The organism is Pedobacter sp. NJ-S-72 (assembly GCF_053890575.1).
This window is the reverse complement of record NZ_CM132681.1, coordinates 230,851-248,146: the sequence shown is the minus strand read 5'-3', so window position 1 is coordinate 248,146 and position 17,296 is coordinate 230,851. Positions and strand designations below refer to the sequence as shown.

Annotated in this window: 25 protein-coding genes and 2 pseudogenes; 6 read left to right on the top strand and 21 right to left on the bottom strand. The window is 37.7% G+C overall.

Annotation, left to right across the window (positions count from 1 at the left end; translation table 11 throughout):
* The first annotated feature begins 135 nt into the window (after window positions 1-135).
* The 3 genes from ACWYN3_RS01750 to ACWYN3_RS01740 are packed head-to-tail and all read left to right on the top strand — an operon-like array spanning window position 136 to window position 908.
* Complete coding sequence (locus ACWYN3_RS01750; protein ID WP_456222835.1) at window positions 136-396, top strand: ATP-binding protein; 261 nt, start codon at window positions 136-138, stop codon at window positions 394-396.
* Window positions 396-587, top strand: a complete 192-nt coding sequence (locus ACWYN3_RS01745) for an ATP-binding protein (RefSeq protein WP_456219594.1) — start codon at window positions 396-398, stop codon at window positions 585-587. The genes ACWYN3_RS01750 and ACWYN3_RS01745 overlap by 1 nt, the downstream gene beginning before the upstream one ends.
* A 3-nt stretch (window positions 588-590) precedes the next feature.
* Window positions 591-908, top strand: coding sequence for a hypothetical protein (locus tag ACWYN3_RS01740; protein ID WP_456219593.1), 318 nt, complete (start codon window positions 591-593; stop codon window positions 906-908).
* Between the two features lie 479 nt (window positions 909-1,387).
* On the opposite strand, the gene ACWYN3_RS01735 is transcribed toward ACWYN3_RS01740, so the two are convergent.
* The 4 genes from ACWYN3_RS01735 to ACWYN3_RS01720 all read right to left on the bottom strand — a co-directional run bounded on the left by ACWYN3_RS01735 (window position 1,388) and on the right by ACWYN3_RS01720 (window position 4,266).
* On the bottom strand, window positions 1,388-1,864 hold the full coding sequence (locus ACWYN3_RS01735) for a hypothetical protein (RefSeq protein WP_456219592.1): 477 nt from the start codon (window positions 1,862-1,864) through the stop codon (window positions 1,388-1,390).
* A gap of 168 nt (window positions 1,865-2,032) precedes the next feature.
* Window positions 2,033-2,683: a hypothetical protein gene (locus ACWYN3_RS01730; RefSeq protein ID WP_456219591.1), complete on the bottom strand. Its 651-nt coding sequence runs from the start codon at window positions 2,681-2,683 to the stop codon at window positions 2,033-2,035.
* A gap of 156 nt (window positions 2,684-2,839) precedes the next feature.
* Window positions 2,840-3,541: a DUF5953 family protein gene (locus ACWYN3_RS01725; protein ID WP_456219590.1), complete on the bottom strand. Its 702-nt coding sequence runs from the start codon at window positions 3,539-3,541 to the stop codon at window positions 2,840-2,842.
* Window positions 3,542-3,594: 53 nt separating this feature from the next.
* A complete protein-coding gene (locus ACWYN3_RS01720) occupies window positions 3,595-4,266 on the bottom strand; it encodes a DUF6310 domain-containing protein (RefSeq protein ID WP_456222834.1) in 672 nt (223 codons plus the stop codon).
* Here ACWYN3_RS01720 and ACWYN3_RS01715 point away from each other — a divergent pair.
* Window positions 4,265-4,408, top strand: coding sequence for a hypothetical protein (locus ACWYN3_RS01715; protein ID WP_456223351.1), 144 nt, complete (start codon window positions 4,265-4,267; stop codon window positions 4,406-4,408). The genes ACWYN3_RS01720 and ACWYN3_RS01715 overlap by 2 nt on opposite strands.
* A gap of 30 nt (window positions 4,409-4,438) precedes the next feature.
* Here ACWYN3_RS01715 and ACWYN3_RS01710 read toward each other — a convergent pair.
* From ACWYN3_RS01710 to ACWYN3_RS01680, 7 genes and pseudogenes are all read right to left on the bottom strand, one after another.
* A pseudogene (locus tag ACWYN3_RS01710) lies at window positions 4,439-4,744 on the bottom strand (DUF4280 domain-containing protein); the annotation flags it as partial.
* A 5-nt stretch (window positions 4,745-4,749) separates the two neighbouring features.
* On the bottom strand, window positions 4,750-5,826 hold the full coding sequence (locus ACWYN3_RS01705; protein WP_456219589.1) for a phage baseplate assembly protein V: 1,077 nt from the start codon (window positions 5,824-5,826) through the stop codon (window positions 4,750-4,752).
* 55 nt (window positions 5,827-5,881) lie between these two features.
* Window positions 5,882-6,625, bottom strand: a complete 744-nt coding sequence (locus ACWYN3_RS01700) for a contractile injection system protein, VgrG/Pvc8 family (protein ID WP_456219588.1) — start codon at window positions 6,623-6,625, stop codon at window positions 5,882-5,884.
* A 105-nt stretch (window positions 6,626-6,730) separates the two neighbouring features.
* Window positions 6,731-7,125, bottom strand: a pseudogene (gene tssD, locus ACWYN3_RS01695) (type VI secretion system tube protein TssD).
* A gap of 35 nt (window positions 7,126-7,160) precedes the next feature.
* Window positions 7,161-7,556, bottom strand: coding sequence for a type VI secretion system tube protein TssD (gene tssD / locus ACWYN3_RS01690; protein ID WP_456219587.1), 396 nt, complete (start codon window positions 7,554-7,556; stop codon window positions 7,161-7,163).
* 414 nt (window positions 7,557-7,970) lie between these two features.
* Window positions 7,971-8,231, bottom strand: a complete 261-nt coding sequence (locus ACWYN3_RS01685) for a helix-turn-helix domain-containing protein (RefSeq protein ID WP_456219586.1) — start codon at window positions 8,229-8,231, stop codon at window positions 7,971-7,973.
* 104 nt (window positions 8,232-8,335) lie between these two features.
* On the bottom strand, window positions 8,336-8,854 hold the full coding sequence (locus tag ACWYN3_RS01680) for an AraC family ligand binding domain-containing protein (protein WP_456219585.1): 519 nt from the start codon (window positions 8,852-8,854) through the stop codon (window positions 8,336-8,338).
* Between the two features lie 526 nt (window positions 8,855-9,380).
* On the opposite strand from ACWYN3_RS01680, the gene ACWYN3_RS01675 reads away from it, so the two are divergent.
* Both ACWYN3_RS01675 and ACWYN3_RS01670 read left to right on the top strand, forming a co-directional pair.
* Window positions 9,381-9,569, top strand: coding sequence for a hypothetical protein (locus tag ACWYN3_RS01675; RefSeq protein WP_456219584.1), 189 nt, complete (start codon window positions 9,381-9,383; stop codon window positions 9,567-9,569).
* Window positions 9,570-10,360: 791 nt separating this feature from the next.
* On the top strand, window positions 10,361-10,660 hold the full coding sequence (locus ACWYN3_RS01670) for a hypothetical protein (protein ID WP_456219583.1): 300 nt from the start codon (window positions 10,361-10,363) through the stop codon (window positions 10,658-10,660).
* Between the two features lie 7 nt (window positions 10,661-10,667).
* On the opposite strand, the gene ACWYN3_RS01665 is transcribed toward ACWYN3_RS01670, so the two are convergent.
* The 10 genes from ACWYN3_RS01665 to ACWYN3_RS01620 form a co-directional block, all read right to left on the bottom strand.
* Window positions 10,668-11,282: a TMEM175 family protein gene (locus ACWYN3_RS01665; protein ID WP_456219582.1), complete on the bottom strand. Its 615-nt coding sequence runs from the start codon at window positions 11,280-11,282 to the stop codon at window positions 10,668-10,670.
* 62 nt (window positions 11,283-11,344) lie between these two features.
* The gene (locus ACWYN3_RS01660; RefSeq protein WP_456219581.1) at window positions 11,345-11,926 is read right to left on the bottom strand and encodes an alpha/beta hydrolase; all 582 of its coding nucleotides are present in this window, start codon (window positions 11,924-11,926) and stop codon (window positions 11,345-11,347) included.
* A gap of 81 nt (window positions 11,927-12,007) precedes the next feature.
* Window positions 12,008-12,847 carry a ring-cleaving dioxygenase gene (locus ACWYN3_RS01655; protein WP_456219580.1) on the bottom strand — a complete coding sequence of 280 codons (840 nt, stop codon included), beginning with the start codon at window positions 12,845-12,847 and terminating at the stop codon, window positions 12,008-12,010.
* Window positions 12,848-13,025: 178 nt separating this feature from the next.
* A complete protein-coding gene (locus tag ACWYN3_RS01650) occupies window positions 13,026-13,712 on the bottom strand; it encodes a YoaK family protein (protein WP_456219579.1) in 687 nt (228 codons plus the stop codon).
* Window positions 13,713-13,724: 12 nt separating this feature from the next.
* Entirely contained in the window at window positions 13,725-14,198 is a 474-nt protein-coding gene (locus ACWYN3_RS01645; RefSeq protein WP_456219578.1) for a Dps family protein, read from the bottom strand.
* Between the two features lie 156 nt (window positions 14,199-14,354).
* Window positions 14,355-14,645 (bottom strand): hypothetical protein, encoded by a 291-nt coding sequence (locus tag ACWYN3_RS01640; RefSeq protein WP_456219577.1) that lies wholly within the window; start codon window positions 14,643-14,645, stop codon window positions 14,355-14,357.
* Window positions 14,633-15,850, bottom strand: a complete 1,218-nt coding sequence (locus ACWYN3_RS01635) for an amidohydrolase family protein (RefSeq protein WP_456219576.1) — start codon at window positions 15,848-15,850, stop codon at window positions 14,633-14,635. Before ACWYN3_RS01635 ends, ACWYN3_RS01640 begins: the two co-directional genes overlap by 13 nt.
* Before the next feature lie 28 nt (window positions 15,851-15,878).
* The gene (locus ACWYN3_RS01630) at window positions 15,879-16,376 is read right to left on the bottom strand and encodes an amidohydrolase family protein (protein ID WP_456219575.1); all 498 of its coding nucleotides are present in this window, start codon (window positions 16,374-16,376) and stop codon (window positions 15,879-15,881) included.
* A complete protein-coding gene (locus tag ACWYN3_RS01625) occupies window positions 16,373-16,501 on the bottom strand; it encodes a hypothetical protein (RefSeq protein WP_456219574.1) in 129 nt (42 codons plus the stop codon). Before ACWYN3_RS01625 ends, ACWYN3_RS01630 begins: the two co-directional genes overlap by 4 nt.
* A 30-nt stretch (window positions 16,502-16,531) precedes the next feature.
* Window positions 16,532-17,269, bottom strand: a complete 738-nt coding sequence (locus ACWYN3_RS01620) for a M17 family peptidase N-terminal domain-containing protein (RefSeq protein WP_456219573.1) — start codon at window positions 17,267-17,269, stop codon at window positions 16,532-16,534.
* Window positions 17,270-17,296 lie beyond the last annotated feature (27 nt).

Sequence of the window (17,296 nt, the reverse complement as noted above, 5' to 3'; positions counted from 1 at the left end):
GCAAAGTAGTTTGGTGTTGCAAACCCGACCATATATGCAATTTGTGAAATGTTGAAATCATTTTTTTCAAGTAAAACTGTTGCTTCTACTGTTCATCCACTGGTACTCAAATACCAATAAAATACTGGCCAGTTTATTCGGCAAAAAGAAAATATCCTGATTACCGGCCCAACAGGTGTTGGCAAAAGCTTTATCGCCTCAGCTCTGGGACATCAGGCTTGTACTATGGGCTACAAAGTGGCTTATTATAATACGGCCAAACTCTTTACAAGGTTACATGGAGCTCGTGCTGACAACTCTTTGTATAAAGAAATCGCAAGGATAGAAAAGCAGGACTTACTAATTCTGGACGACTTTGGTTTGCAGAATCTTGATAAACCGCAAAGGATCTGCTAATGGAAATTATAGAGGATAGACACAATAAGCAGGCGACTATTATTGCCTCTCAGCTACCAGTAAGCACATGGTACGAAGTAATTGGAGAAGGAACCATTGCAGATGCAATACTGGATCGACTTGTTCATGGTGCGCACCGCATAAGTTTATCAGGGGAATCCTTGAGAAAAGTAAAAAAAATAATCCTATAATTGTTGGCCCGGTATCACCGATACGACTGGCCCATCTTCAAGCGATACGCTTGGCCCGGAATCACCGATATATACACTTTACACAATGCATCTAACTTCTTTAAAAGTGGAAAACTGGGTTATTCGCCCAACAAAGACAAATTTGAAGGTCTTAAATTAAATACGTACAAATGGGAAGTTCAGCCACTAGAAGTATTGAATGTAAAATCAAGTTTCTTCGAAAACGAAGAGGTTTTCCCAAAAGGGTCTGTTAAATTTGACAATGCCTTGTTAATGACAAATATTGAGCCTGAGTGGAAAAGTGAAAATTTATTTCATTAGTAATTTGGGTGCCGATAGGCGAGTCTTTAGAAAGATTATGTTTCCAACGGATATTGAATTATTAAAAAAGAATTGTGGTAAGTAATCTCGTCGGCTCCACATAATAATATGTGGAGCCGAAGGGGTTCGAACCCTTGTCTAAGTTTCGAGGTTCTAAACGGTAATCAGACTTAAAATAGCTAAGTCTTTATAATTGAAACCATGCGTAAATTTTTCAAGAATGTGAACATATTCATGTTAATCCCATAACGCTGTTGAGACAATTTGTGATACACCCTCTCTTAAAATCTCAATCTAAAAGATTTATCTCTTCTCTAGCATCAATTTTTAATCTATTTCCAATCTTAAAATTTATAATTCTAATAATGTGCTTCAGGTCATCACAATAATTAAACTCGTAACTCATATTTCCGGTAAAGGCTATTTCCTTTAGACTCTGGTTATTTATTAATTCAGGTGCTATTTTTTTTAATAGATCATTATTGATATATACACTTAGTAAGCATATCAGTAGTTTTCACTATCCGATTTATTAAAAATTCTTTCGTTTCTAAAAGAAAATACCTCTTAACTAATAACATGATCCCTGGCATTAACATGTACTCCACCTCATAACCTAACAACTGGCTATTACTATTATCTTTATCAACTTCTAACACTTTAGGAAATAACAAGTTAATAATACCCTCAGAAAAAATCTTTTCACTAAATGATCTTTGATTATTTACGAGCTTATCAAAACCAATGATCATACCTTTCTGTGGGTTTATAGGGTATCTTTTAAGTAAGGAATCTCTCTTGTCAATCCATTCTTGGTATAATTGTGCATAATTCAGTAACGTTTTGGGTCTACCTTTTACATCAAGATCAAAAATAATCCTGTTGAATAACTCTTTCTGAAACTGCAGAAAACCTAGGTTTTTTTTACCATTTCTGGGAATATCAATATTAACCAAGTCTAGGATATAGGTAGGTCCGGTCCGCTAAGATCTTTTTCCTTCCTTAACTTATACAAACAATTAACGGTACTTTCCGATTTCAACTTAACGTCATCAATAAAAAACGAGCATTTATAATCATAGAAATAATCCATTTCGGTTTTAAATATAATCCCGCTTCCTACTTTAAACATTTGGCATTAAATTCCTTGCTCCAACTTTTGATAATTTCCTGTATACGTTCCCTAAAAGGTACATATGCGATGTATTTTCTCTGCTCAGCAACTCTTTTGTTAATTGGTAAATCATGGCGCCATTACCAAGTTTTTCAACTTTGTAGAATATATCTTCTGCCTGAGTCAGATCTAGGTTTAAAAACGACACAATATCTTTATTCCAATAAGCCATCCAGCTAACTTCATCCGGAAAATTATATACATCAATTTTCAACTCATGCAAATGAGGTAGTTCTGGCAAATCATGTGGGAGTTTGTTCACACAACAAAAGCTTTTTTGTATCGTAGAGTCAAAATTAATTAACGGATGATGTATTTTGGTTTTATATGCTGTAAAAAGCATCGAAAGTTTTTTTACGATATCGAATAGATGTAGTTCTATCTCCTTTTCAAAAGGTAATGAGATAGTAGCCCTCGAATAGGTCAAACTTGGCCAAGAAAACTTTGAAATATCATTCATAACTGTCACCATTAAGCCAGGAGCATCATTTAGGTCTGGTTTACTAAAAAGAATTAAGGCATTTCCTTCAAGCATCCTATTCTTTGCCAATAAAAACAGATTAATCAGTCTCTTTTGTGGTTCATGACTTGAAAATGTCATATGTCCATCCTCGAAAATATATTCTAAAGGCGTTTTTTTTTGCAGATCTCATTGAGATAGGTACAACACTCAAATATTAATTCAGGTCTTAATAGAAGAGGTCTACAATTAATTTCAATAGTGATATACCTTTTTTGTGTGCTCATTTAAAATATTCTATTTTTTAGTAAGCATATGCTGATTACCGATCTTGTTAAAACGACTATAGCAGCAGTTGCTAAGCAATTCTATATGATCTTTATTATCTATATTTAATGGTGTTTCAGTGAGTTGAAATAGAATCCCTTCATTTTCAAGCAGTACAGATTTGAAGAACAAATTCTTATCCTTTTCGTAGTTCATTCCTACCTTTTTCAGCAAATCTTTAGACCAATAATTTATCCATGCAAAATATACCGGATACTCCCAGGTCTGTATGGTTCGATCTGGTGTATTGGTAATTGGTGGGAGGATATTATTTTTCAAAGGCTCATCCTCCATACCCCACCCAATAAAATGATCTTTAAAATAATAATTTTGCTCAGGATGATTAATATATATGTTATAAACTTCTATGCTTAATACAAGCAGTTTAATTTTTTCAAATATTATTAATTCAGAATTTGGAAAATGTGGAATCTCAAATATTGCAGAAAAAAAATAGAGGGGTCTTATTGGTTTATATGGACGATAGAATGATATTCCACAATAATTAGCTTCATCTCCCGTATTTAGGATTAGAGATGTATTTTTCTGCTCAGACTCTTCAATTAATTCATCAAAATTTGCAATTGGTTTTGGAATACCAGGATCAACTAAATAATAATCAAGTATGTTTGGATAAATAATTTCATCGAGTTTTTTTTTAAAGTTGAACATATCTTTCGTCGACTTAAACGAAAGTTCACAAAATTGTATAGAATATTTTTTTTTCATGGATAGGTAAGTAATCTAACATTTACTAAAGGTAAAACAGTTTGTACTGCAATTTGCTCTTCTGAATCCAGTACGCCCAAAATATATGGGAGCCCACAAGATGTAGCAATACTATATTCATATTCTGTTTCAGCTATTAATTTACTTAAATGAATGCGTTTTACAAAATCATTATAAGAACTATAGTTATCAGTTTTAATTTCCCAAAGCACACCACTTGTAGAATATGCATCAAAAGCTTTTCCTTTTACAACAAAATCACTTCCAAATAATCTATTTGGCGGCTTGGTATCAGCAAGAAAATTATGAATAGTATTTCCACCTCTATGGAACCCTAAGGGTTTAGGTAAACAATCATCATCTTCATCAGTATCATCTTTTGGTATTGCATCTGTTTTTGGAATTGCAATAGGAACAGGAATTGTAATCGGATCAGGTTCCGTTTCTACAATACCACCTGGTGGATATGCTGGTGCTGGAATAGTAACAGGAATAGGTAATACTGGGGCAGGTGCCGGAGCAGGCTCATCCCATAGTGCCCATAATGCAATAGCCCCCGCTGCAAGCAACCCACCGACTACTACAAAAGGTATTGCAACATCGTCAACTACGCCAACTCCTGTAACATCATCCGCTAAAAGGACTCCTGCAGTTGCGAAGGTACCCATGGCCACTTCTGCTGCTAGCGAAGTTTCAACCACCACTGCTGTTGCCTCGGCGGCTACCGCAACCTCAGCTATTGCTGGTACTGCAACAACAAAACCAAGTAAAGGTGTTGCAGTACCAGCATTCCCATTGTTTCATAATTGAGAATCCTGGTGTCGGTGTTTGTCCAGAAATTACAGGCTCTATCTTCCCACCAAGAGTACAGTTTATACATGACTTTACAGTCAGTGAATTTTTACCACAAATTTCCACCTCCGTATGCTGATCTTGCCAGATTATTGGTGATGGAATACAAGGCTTTTGAGTAAAGCTGCAAACTCCAAATGTCTGGATATTCACCATCGGTTGTTTATCATCCTCTGTGGCTATTTGTAAGCTCTGAACAAATATAGAGCTATGTGAAGAAACCATAATCTGACTTGGAATCGTCCCACCGCTACATTTTAAAAATGCCCCATGAATCAAATATTGCTCGCTCATGGTCTTTAATTTAATTTCACCTTTGTTGCTTTAATATTCATCAATGGCCCGCCATCAATATTGGCTTCTTTCGGAGAATGCATGGTTAGTTTATCTGTTCCCTCAATCATTGTTTCCTTTGCTTTGCCATTAATCGTTTCTTCTCCTTCAACGGTAATTGCTTTCCCTTTCACATCAATGGTTTGCGTGGCTGCTGCCTGTTGTTCTGGCGTAGCACCCTCAGCAGGAGCCAGATTACCTATGGTAATTTTAGCAGACTGTATATCAATACTTTCACTAAAATTCACGCTTAGTGTTTTTCCAGTAATTGCAACATGACCATCTTTATTCAAAGTGATCGTACTATCACCCGTATGAATCACAATTTTATCGTTGGCCTGTGCCGTTATCTTACCCTGCCCATTTTTGATATTGATAAAATTACCTGCATTAGTGCCCAGGTATAGGGCATGGCTTAAATCATCAAAACTTAAAGCGCTTCCTTTACGGGAAGTCAGTCCCTTAGTATTACTATTCTTAAATCCTTTACTATCCCCACTTTTACCATGATAAACGCTGCCCATCACTACTGGTCTGGCAATATTACCCTCTTCAAAAGCAATTACTACCTGATCCCCTTTTTCAGGGATTACATGAAAACCCCTGTTTGCTCCTGTATCACCAGTTCCCGCATTTGGACTCACTACTCTTAACCATTCGGTATCATCATTGGCCTGACAAGCCCACTTAAATTTAACTTTTACCCGGCCTTGTCCCTGAGGATCATCATTTGCAATAACATCGGCCAATTGCATATCAGGTTGTGGATTATGAGTTACACTCACTGGTACGCGTTCAGTATCGGCAGGTATAGCCTGGAAAGTATTGTGATAATGTCCAATACCATCAATCTGATGAGATACAGAGGTGATCAGAAATTTCCCAAAATCCTCTATTAAAAAATCATTCAAATTCCTGACACTCATACTAATGTCTACAATACTCCCAATGGCAACTTGTGGATTATCACCTTTACAATGAATATGAACCAAACCAGACATAATGGATTCCTGTTCATTCTTCACGAAACGATCAATTTCCATTTTATTATCTGCTCTTGTAATTAAAGGTTGATTATAGGTTTTACTATAAACAGAATTAGAAGCCGCAAATAACATGGGCCATATCTGGCACCCCGGCACTCCGCCCTTCACCTTTTGCAGTTAATAATTCATCCTGTTTGGGGTTGTAAGCAAATTTCATATACTTCAATGGTGCGATCTCCATTCCATACTGGATATTATTCAGATCACGTCCATAAATGAGCTTGACTTCTTTCAACTCATCTGGCTTTCCGAAAACCAAACTCGTACCATTGTAGAAAAACCATTCGTGGTATTGAGCAGAAAGCCGATTGATAAACTCAAAATCACTTTCGCGGTATTGAATCAGGTAATCAATTGGTTCCTTACGGCTCGGGCTAATTTCCTTATAGAGATCATTTGCAGGTACATCATTAGTGGCCTGACTGATAATAGCTTTCAAGTCTTTATTTAAATAAGAACCCAGATCTGGTCCCCGATCAATCAAAATTGTCGGGCTGAAACCACTGATAATAATATCACCCATAAAACCGTGTGCCTGGGCAATCTCTACCTTGGTGATAATACCTGAAAAACGATTCTCTGAACCAGGGATATCACCAAATTCTACCATCAGGTTTTTACCTATAAATTCTTTTGAATTTTTTAGAGAAAGTGCACCTGGAAGTTCAATCTGATCCTGATTGAAACGCAGTTCAAAAGTATGATGTTCATTGAAGCGTTGATTCAAATTGAAACTGGAGAACGTAGATATAGGTGTCCCTTCTATGTTAATCTCCACCTTTACTTTGTGTTCCATTATATTGATATTTGGAAAGAATTGAAATGATGATGAAAGAGCAGAACAGATTTGAATTAACAATGCCATCCAGAAAATCATAGATGGCATTGTTACAAACCTAAATTAAGCTTTAGGCCAATCATTGGTGTGTTCAGCATTGCCGATTTTCAACTTACGTGCTGATACAACAAAGCTTAACGTCATTGGCGTATTGTCGTTTACCGCAATACCCTCATTGTACTGGATGATGTAACCATCTTCAAAATGCAATTCTTTCATTTTTGCATCTCTTCGCCTTTTTTGAAAACAATTGTACCTGCCTGCGGCTTGTACTGATTGTTTACCATTGATTCAATTACTGAAGTATCTTCAGTTGATTCAATTTCCAGGTGAATAGTTCCACCGTAAACTCCTGATGAAGGGCGTCCCTTTGCGTCCACATCTCTGTTTAATGAATAGCTGCATTGCAACACATCGAATTCTTTAGACCCTAGAGTCAATCTGGTTTTAAATGCCATGATAATTTTCTTTAAATGTTAAACGTTCTTTACAATTAAGCCTTAGGCCAGTCATTAGTGTGCTCTGCATTACCCAGTTTTAATTTACGGGCAGAGATCTGGAATTTCAATGTCATTGGATTATCTCCAGTGATATTGATTCCTTCTGAATACTTAACGATGTATCCATCTTCAAAATGAACTTCCTTCATCTTTGCATCTTCTTCCGATTTTTTAATCAAAAGAGTACCAGTTAAAGGTTTGTACTGATTGTTTACCATTGCTTCAAACACTGAGGTATCTTCGGTAGACTCGAGTTCGATATCGATTGTTCCACCATACACTCCGGAAGAGGGTCTTCCTTTTGCATCAACATCACGGTTTAGAGAATAGGCACAGTGAAGTACATCGTACTCCTTGCCCGAAAAGTTTAATCTTGCTTTGAAAGCCATAACTTTTTGTTTTAGGGTTATTATTTTATCTAATTATAAATAGCCCCACAATAAATCAGCCACTATCTACTCATAATCAACCATATACAACGTTAATAACAAATTTTAAACAGAAAACAGCTTATTCTTATTGCTAAATCGTATTTATATTTTAGCAGACACAATCTACTGATACTTAATAATTAAAAAAAAAAAGGACTCATCATGTTTAACTTTATAGACAACAAGAATTATATGCCGTCTTATTTGCAAGACATAGTATACTTATTTTCAATCTTATAGGAAATGGTAAACGCGATCTTTCGTCATATTATGGAATCATCGCTTCCACTTTCCTAGCCTGATACAAATATGACATCTGTCCTGTACGAATGAGGCAAATGTCTAATGCTATAAATAGAAAAATCAGGAGGATTAAAGCAGTCTGTCTTCCTTGAATTGAGTGGGTGATACTCCAGTTTGACTTTTGAAAAATTTCGTAAAGTTAGTAGGCTCCTCGAATCCTAAATTATATCCCACTTCCTTCACACTCATAGACGCATGGATGAGCAAACGTTTAGTTTCAAGTATTATTTGCTCGTTAATTAGTTCTTTCGGAGATTTACCTAGCACTGCCATTGACGCCATTTGCAGCTTTCGCTCACTAATAAATAATTTGTTGGCATAATATTTCACTTTGGTTTCTTTCCTAAATGCCTCACGGATGAGTTTTTTATACTCGGCTACATATATGCGGTTCTGTGATAAATAATCGTATTTAGCACACGTATTATTGATTTCTATACATCTGCGTTCTGTAAAAAGTAAAAGATTTGATAAATAATTATGCAGAACAGGAGCTTGAAAAAATCATATTGCGTAGCCAGCTCAAGCTTCATTCTCTCTATCAATGCATTAATAATTTCCAACAAAGATTCATTAAAACTAATCTTGGTAACCGTATTGATATTATTGAATATTTGTGCGTTATCCAGAAAATGGATATCCTGGGGAGACTGGTAAAAAAATTCTTTTGGAAACGCAAGTAAAAATCCATCATGCACTTCGCTTTCGATAAAGTTATGCACCTGCCCTGGTGTAATTACAAGAACGTCACCCCGATTAACTTCAATTTCTTCAAAATCAACCATATGCCGAGAGCTTCCCTTGCTTGTCAGATGAATGATATAAAAATCAGTCCTGTGAGGTCTTTTGACAGCATCACCTCCTCTAACCATTCTTTCAGCAATACTGATGATATGAAGCATTTGCCGGTTATTAGTAATAGGTTTGAAGGGATAAGATATGATGTGGGTCATTTGGATAAGATAATTGCAGCTAATCTAACACCAAATATAAGAGCATTTCTGACAACATCATTATATTTATTATTAACAAATTCTACCCATTAACAAAGATAAGATTAATTAATTTATTCTATTTTTCGGGTTTGTATCAGTAATAAGTGTAAAATGATAGGTAAGCCCCCCAATAGCAATTTACCTTTGTCCATCAATAAACTCATTATTAATTTTATAAAATATTAGAAATTATGGAACTCAGTATTTCAGACAAATTTGCAATTTTCGAACAGCTATCATTACATCAATGTTATATAGATAACGATCCAAGTAGAGCATCCGTTGATAAATATCTTAGTCTTTATTGGCCAGAGGCAACATTTACAGTACACGATTTAAGGTCGCAAACATTTACAGGCTTTGAAGGGTTAAAAAATTTATATGACTATGCACATAGTGTTTTTCCTATAGGTAGGTGGTCACACAGCATGGGATGGTTTGAAATTACTGGTATTAACGAAACAAAAGCTTCTGTACAATGGAGATGGATAGTAAAAATTGGAAAGAGGATAAAGAAGGTGTTGTATCGACAGGTACGTATACTGATGTTTTCGAAAAAAGGAATGATAAATGGAAGCCTATTGAAAGAATTTCTGATATAGACCCTAACTGGCCTAGTCATCTTTTCCAGCCTTTTGTTGATAAACAAGATCAGACATTTAGAGCATCATAGAATATTCCACGTATTTAATGTGGATCCATTTAATGCTTAATCAACGGGCTACTCATTTGCAGATTAGCCCGTTGATAATTTTTATTTAAGCTAACCTCATGGGTTGCGAAATAATAGAGGCAGTATTTTACTAATTCCCGATCAATGGAAGAAGAGGAAAACTTACTGCAAAGGCAAATATTTTCATTGTTCTGGAATTAAAAGATATTTACATGGAAGCTGATAAAATAACTTCCGCTACTTCTTTTGGATGCGAAATATATACAGCATGACTGCCACCTCTAATCTCTGTTATCTTCGTCCCTGATCTTTCATACATCGTTTGGAATTCAACAATAAAATGGACATTCGGTTAAGCTGCAATATTTTGTTTATTTAAGTTTCTTCCAAATTCCTCTGGAGACCACTTCAATGGCGGTTCGATGCCGGTTCAACCCCGGTTCAAACTCCAGCACAACCCCTACAGTACTGCACCAGAAATGGTCTACAACATATGTGGTTTTACGGCAATTACAATCCTGATATCGACAAATAGTGAAATAATTAAATTTAATATCTAAATAAATAACTACACAAATTATTTTATTAATTTTATAGCGACAACAAATTCATTAATCTATTGAAATTTACAGAAACCATCTAATGGGTTTAGATCTTTATCTCCGGAGCTAGGGAGAGTAGTACATCTGTACAGATATGCAAAAATACATGTAAAAACGGCTATAGCGAATACTCCTTTTTCAACTCCTGATGAGTTTATTTATTTAATCAGCTTAGTTTCATTTGGAAGTATGAGTAAAACCTCTCTCATCCGACTAAATATTCATAAAAAATCTGCGGGGATACAAATCATTAACAGGCTGATTAAAAATGAATGGGCAGAACAGCAGGCTTTAGATAGTGATAAACGAAATAAAATGATCCACATCACTCCAAAAGGGAAAAAACTCATGGATGAGAGCATGGGAAATATAAGAAAAGCATCTGCTCAAGTGACCGGACCGCCTTCACACAACGAGAAAATGAACCTTATAAACATCCTTTTAAAACTTGAAAAAGTTCATCAAATCGAATCGAACGGGATGTTTTGAGGTTTACTTATCCCCTGCTACTTATTTTTCCGGAAGACACCGCCCAGAATCCCCAAAGTAAAACACAAATGATCAATGCCGTGCTTGGGAAATAAAAAGACAATATAAATGCGGAGAGATAGGTAAACAGACCATATAAATAATTATTCCGTATCAGGGTAATCGTATGCTCCTCCAATCCGGGACGAAGCAATTCTTTGTTCCTCGTGGCCTGATACCATAATAAACTATAAGAAATATTAACCAGTACAAACATCCCCGTATAAACCGAAACCGCAAACTGCTGTGAAGGGGTCTGATAAAAACGAGCTAGCAAAGCACTTGGGTAGGATACAATTGAAGCCAGAAAAAGAATAAGGCCATTGGCAAACATAAGCCCGGTATTGCGTTTGTAAATCTGCTTGAACAACTTATGGTGATTTACCCACATGATAAAAATACTGAAAAATGAAATTGTAAAAGCCAGATATCCGGGCCACTGCGCCTTGAGTTCTGCCATTAGCAAACCAGGATCCTGACTTTTACTGAATTCCGGAACATGAAGTTCAAGCACAAGCAAGGTCACTGCTATAGCAAATACTGCATCACTAAAAGCCTCTATCCTTGCCGTTTCCTTTTCCATGTATCTAAAATATTTGAAATTTAATTATCACTATTATCCGAAAATCAGCTTATTAACCTGTGTTATTTCAGACGCACTAATGGTGTGCCCCATGTTTTCATAGATGATTTCCGTACATTTGCTCCCATCTCTTCAAAAAGAACGGCAGTCTCGTTTACCCTTTCAACAGGCACATGAAAATCAGGGTTACTACTCCCTATAAATACAGGTGTCCCATCAAAATCACCATGATAATTCCGGTGATCAAGATGCTCCCCGATGATCCCTCCGGTAAAAGCAACTATCCCCCCATATCTTTTCGCATCGGAAGCCGCAAATTCAAGTGCAAGACATGCACCCTGTGAAAAACCAAGAAGATAAATCTGCGACCTTGAAAAACCTTTGGCTTCAAGATCTGCTACCATTTCTTTAAGGACATTTAATGACGAAGAAAGAAAAGGCTCGTTCTCCTCTCTTGGTGAAAGAAATGACGTAGGATACCAGCTGTTTCCCTGAACCTGTGGTGCCAGCAGCGCAAAATCGGCAACGTGCAGATCTGATGACAAAGAAAGAATATCTTCGGCAGTTCCTCCCCGTCCATGTATCATAATCAGTACTTTATTGGCCTGGCTTAAACTCTTGCCAGCGGTAACTATATTTCTCATAATTCTAACTTTTAGTGTAAAAAGCATCTCGCCTGTCTTTCCGATGTTAATCTTATGTATGCGATTTTTATTTAATAAAATTTAGCCTAACTCAGGCAGAATTTTTTCCAGATCGTCTCTAAGATATGCATGCTGATTCGGAAGCATCAAATGGGTACCCAACTCATTGAGCGGCTCATCAACAGTAAAACCCGGGTTCTCTGTAGCAATTTCAAAGAGTACGCCACCTGGTTCACGGAAATACAGGGAGAAAAAATAGTCCCTATCAATCTTCTGGGTGATTTGCAAGTTCTTACTGAGAATTTTTTCTCTGAGTTCCATTTGAATCTCTTCATTCTTTACTCTGAAGGCTACATGGTGATTAGTCCCTGCAGCATTTTTCCCCCTCTTACCATCAGGAATTTCCAGAAGATCCACAACCGATGCTGTATCCACAGTATCGGTAATAAACCTATATCGGTTACCTTCTTGTGCAAGCAGTCTATAACCAAATATATCAGTCAGAATCTCCGCGGTTTCGTCAATTTTCTGAAGGCTTAGTGTAGTGCTATGAAACCCTCTGGTTGCATTTTCATTTTTGATCTCTTCAGTTTCCCACGGTACTCTATGATCAGGGTTCTTTGGAATAATGAGACATAGAGAGAGTCCATCAGGATCTTTAAATGGGAGTATCTGTTCTCCGAAACGTTCTGAAATTTCACCAGTCTGTATACGATGTTCTTTAAACCTTTTCAGCCAGAAATCCAGGCTGCCTTCGGGTACTGAATAACCAATCTCAGTTGCCATTCCTACTCCTTCAATACCCTGGCTTATTCCTTCCCAGGGGAAAAAGGTAAGTATTGTTCCGGCCGAACCGCTTTCATCCCCGTAATATAAATGATATGTTTCAGGATCGTCGAAATTGACGGTCTTTTTAACCATCCTCAGGCCTAATATTTTGGTGTAAAAATTAAAATTTTGCTGTGCATTTCTGCTATTGCAGTAATATGATGCAGACCTAGAATAGTATTTTCCATTAGAATACAATTGTTTTTTTAGTAGTGATGAAACTATTATATGCTAGCCGCTCTTTTTAAAAAAAGAGCCATTCGGGCAGGGTTTACAATGGATTCTCTTTGGTAATAGATTTAGTGTATAAATAGCAGATTACCATAGCCATACCCGGTAATAAAATCCCGGCTAGTCCAAAAAGTTTACCGATATAAGCACCTAGAATACACCCGGCAAGAAAGCCGCCGATCGTGACGGTTCCTTTTTTGAAATTCTCCAGATATTCAATATTACTGAACCCATTAATGATAAGCCCTTTAAGATCAAGTGATATTTGCGTAACATTGCCAGTCATCATAGTCGTGGGCCCAAAGGTGTCTTTAGCAAAGAGTTTACCATAAGCATTTTGAAACCCCATAGCAAAAACTACCATCATCACCACCAGATAAATTGGCCAGGTAATTTCCTGATTCTGTATATAACCAAAAAGATAGGCCAGAATACCAGCTGCTATTAGAATAAGACCTTCAAAGAATAAAAGATAATGCTTGTTTACAACTTTATCAGCTATCCTTCCCGCAATCATAACCGATAATATGAAAACCGGAAAAGTCAGCAGCTTGATCCACGCATCAGTATCCGATCCTTTAATGATCTGATAAGCGAAAACAATAAAGTTCCCTGTAACATGTGCAGAAAAAATCTTATCTGCTGCAACAAAGGTAATGGTATCACAATACCCAGCTATTGCAGTTAATATCAGGGTAACGAACCAGATATTCTGTTTTTGTTCCATTGTATATTTCTTTTAAGATAAGTGCGCCCTTAACATCCAGGCCATAGTCTCATGTTTTTCCATTAAACCAGTAATATAATCACTCGTTCCAAGATCCTGTAGCACATTTGCATACCCGTTAATGTTCGCTCTTAGGTGAATAACAATACTCTCGTGATCATCCAGAAGAGTTTTAATATAGCCTTGACTATCATTTTTCTCCCTGGTCTCTTCTGATAAATGGGTTAACTCCAGGTACTGTTTTAAAGTAGCTGGAGCATAATGGCCGAGGGTGCGGATACGTTCGGCCACCCCGTCAACGATTTCTTCAAGCTGTGTATATTGTTCTTCAAAAAACTTATGCTTATTATAAAAATCAGGTCCCTCCACATTCCAATGTGCGTTACGTGTTTTGGTACAGAGCACAAATTCATCTGCAAGGATTTTACTCAGCGAATGGGCAACCTCTGCCAGGTTTTCAGGTTTGATTCCAATAGTAGTCTTCATAATTGATATTAAATTAATTTAAAAATGTAGTTAGTAAATAGTGATCCAGTGAATAAGCACCTGAACCCAAAGCCCATAGCAACAGTAAAGACAGTGTATACATATACGGTACATCCCGCACCTCAATGGAATCTTTTCTGTGAACTACAAAGTACCCTATAGCGGTAACTCCAATAGTTGGCAGCAGGAAAATCCTGGTCCCAATCCGGCAAACACAAGAATAGGGACTATGGTATCTGAAAATGTGGCGACCAGGGCATTCAATTTTTCCGGCAGATGTAATGGATTAGGAACCTGCTCCCGCTGTCCGTTTTCTACTCTGAATTTCTTCATTCCATGTACACGGAACAATTCCAGCATCAGGAGCATCCTGAAAATCAATATGACAATATTGTTGATCTGGTTGCCCGGATCGGAATAAAGAATAGCTTTAATTATATTTTCCATGATCTTTCTTTAAAAAGCAAAACAAGAGCAACCGAGTGCTCCCCAGAATGCTGTATAATTATTAATCGGAAGATTACTCTGACGTACAGCATCATGCTGATGCGCATGTACGTTGCAGCTTCCTGAACAAGAATGAATCTGCACTGGTGTATTGCCGGATTCAGCATAATAACCCTTATAAATATGAGTTGGTGACCAGTCCGGAAGTACCGGAATTTCGGGTGGAGAGAAAGAAGAAAAATCCGCTCTTGCTGGACAATCTTTCCATCTACAATCGTAAGATCCGCCTCTATGCCTTTTATCAATTCTTCCTCTACCTTAAAATAATCTTTGTTAAGCACGGCAAGGTCTGCAAACATACCTACTGCGATGTCCCCCTTTTTCTGTTGTTCATTGGAGAACCAGGCACTTCCGCGCGTATAGAGTTCCAGAGCTGTTTCACGGCTCAGTTGCGATTCTTCATTGTATATTTTTAGTCCTCCGACAGTTTTACCTGCACAAAGCCAAAACATAGATACCCATGGATTATAGCTGCTTACCCGCGTTGCATCAGACCCTCCCCCAACCGGCACGCCCATTTCCAGCATTTTCTTTACCGGTGGTGTCTGTAAAGCAGCTTTCTGACCATATCTTTCTGTAAAATATTCACCCTGATAGGCCATTCTGCTTTGTATAGCAATCCCTCCTCCAAGCGCTCTTACCCGCTCAATGTTCTTTTCATCAATAGTCTCAGCATGATCAAATATCCACGGTATTCCTGCAAAAGGAATATCACTGTTCACTTTCTCAAAAACATTCAGAAAACGGGTTATACTTTCATTATAAGTAGCATGTAACCTGAAAGGCCAGCGTCTTTCTACCAGTAGCCGAACCACACGTTCCAGTTCGGCTTCCATATTTTCAGGCAGGTCCGGCCTTGGCTGAAGAAAATCTTCAAAATCAGCAGCAGAAAACACCAGCATTTCTCCAGCACCATTGTGACGGTACATATCATCTCCCTGATAAAGCTCCACAGCATTTGTCCAGGCTTCAAAATCCTCAAACTCCTGTCTTGGTCGCTGGGTAAAAAGATTATAAGCAATGCGCACTGTCAATTGCTTTTTCTCATTGAGTTCATGTACCACTTTATAATCTTCCGGGAAATTCTGAAATCCACCTCCTGCATCAATTACGCTTGTAATTCCGAACCTATTGAGCTCTGCCATGAAACAACGGGTTGAGTTTACCTGATGCTCATAAGAAAGCTTTGGCCCCTTTTGCTAAGGTAGAATAGAGGATCATTGCGTTAGGACTTGCAATAATCAGCCCGGTAGGCATGCCCGAAGAATCCCGCTGAATTTCGCCTCCCGGAGGTGCCGGGGTATCTTTCGTATAACCTACGGAACGAAGTGCTGCACCGTTCATAAACGCCCTGTCATAGAGATGCAGGATAAATACCGGCGTATCTGGTGCTATCGCATTAATCTCCTCCAGCGTAGGCATCCTTCGTTCTGCAAATTGAAACTCAGACCAGCCTCCCACAACTCTTACCCACTGTGGTGAAGGTGTTCTGTCCACCTGTTCTTTTAGCATCCGTAATGCATCGGCCAGAGAAGGCACGCCATCCCATCGAAGCTCAAGATTAAAATTCAAACCTCCTCTGATCAAGTGAATATGTGAATCATTAATACCAGGTACTACCCTTTTATTTTTTAAATCAATAAGCTGAGTACCTGAATCTGCTAAACTCATGACTTCTTTATCGCTACCAAAGCCATAAACCGGCCATCTTTTATTGCTACCGCCGTAATCTCCTTTTTATGCTGTGCAATAGTGTGAATTTTACCATTGAACAGAATCATATCTGCACTCATCATATCTGTTGAATAAAGAATTTGTGATATTTATTAATTAATGGAAGCTATTGCTTCTTTTATTCCCTCTCCGGCAACGGTAAAAAATGATGGGCCGGCGAGCAGTATAACTTTGGCAATTGGTTTAAAACTGGCCATTTTTTTATCTCTCAGCCAGATTTGTGTACGATAAGCTTGAAAAATGCCTTTAACCACATTTCCTGCTACCAGTGCGGTAGGAGAATCAATACCTGCATCCTTCAGATCACTTGCAAAAGAGAAGTTTGTTACATTCAGTCTGAGCGCTTCATTCATCGCAACGCTGCCAACGGCAGTCATCATATCGGCGTTGAACTTATTTCTGTCCCCCAGTCCAATCAACAGGAGTTTTTTTGCCCCTATAGTTCCTTTTGGCGGGATTAAAACGATTGTTTCCAGCGCATGTCCCAGAAACTTACCCTCTTTACGCAACGTAGTCAACAGTCCTTTTATATCATGATCAAGGTGTACCAGGCCATTTAGTGCGGCAGGTAATGCAGGTGGGGAATTGAATATATCCCCTTCCGTATACTCAAAAACACATACCATCTGAAGATCACTAACCTGAGCGGAAGGCCCTTGTACAATGCCTTCAATAGCCACACCGCTGACGCTGCCCCATACTTTGGTTGTTCCCACAGCAGTGGTTTGTTGTGCATATAATGCAGTTACATTTAAAATTGAACAGAAAACGAGCAAAATTGCTGTTACCCCTTTATGGATATATTGCTGAGCTGAAAAGTTATTTTTCACGTTGTTGATTTTTATTGTTAAAACTTA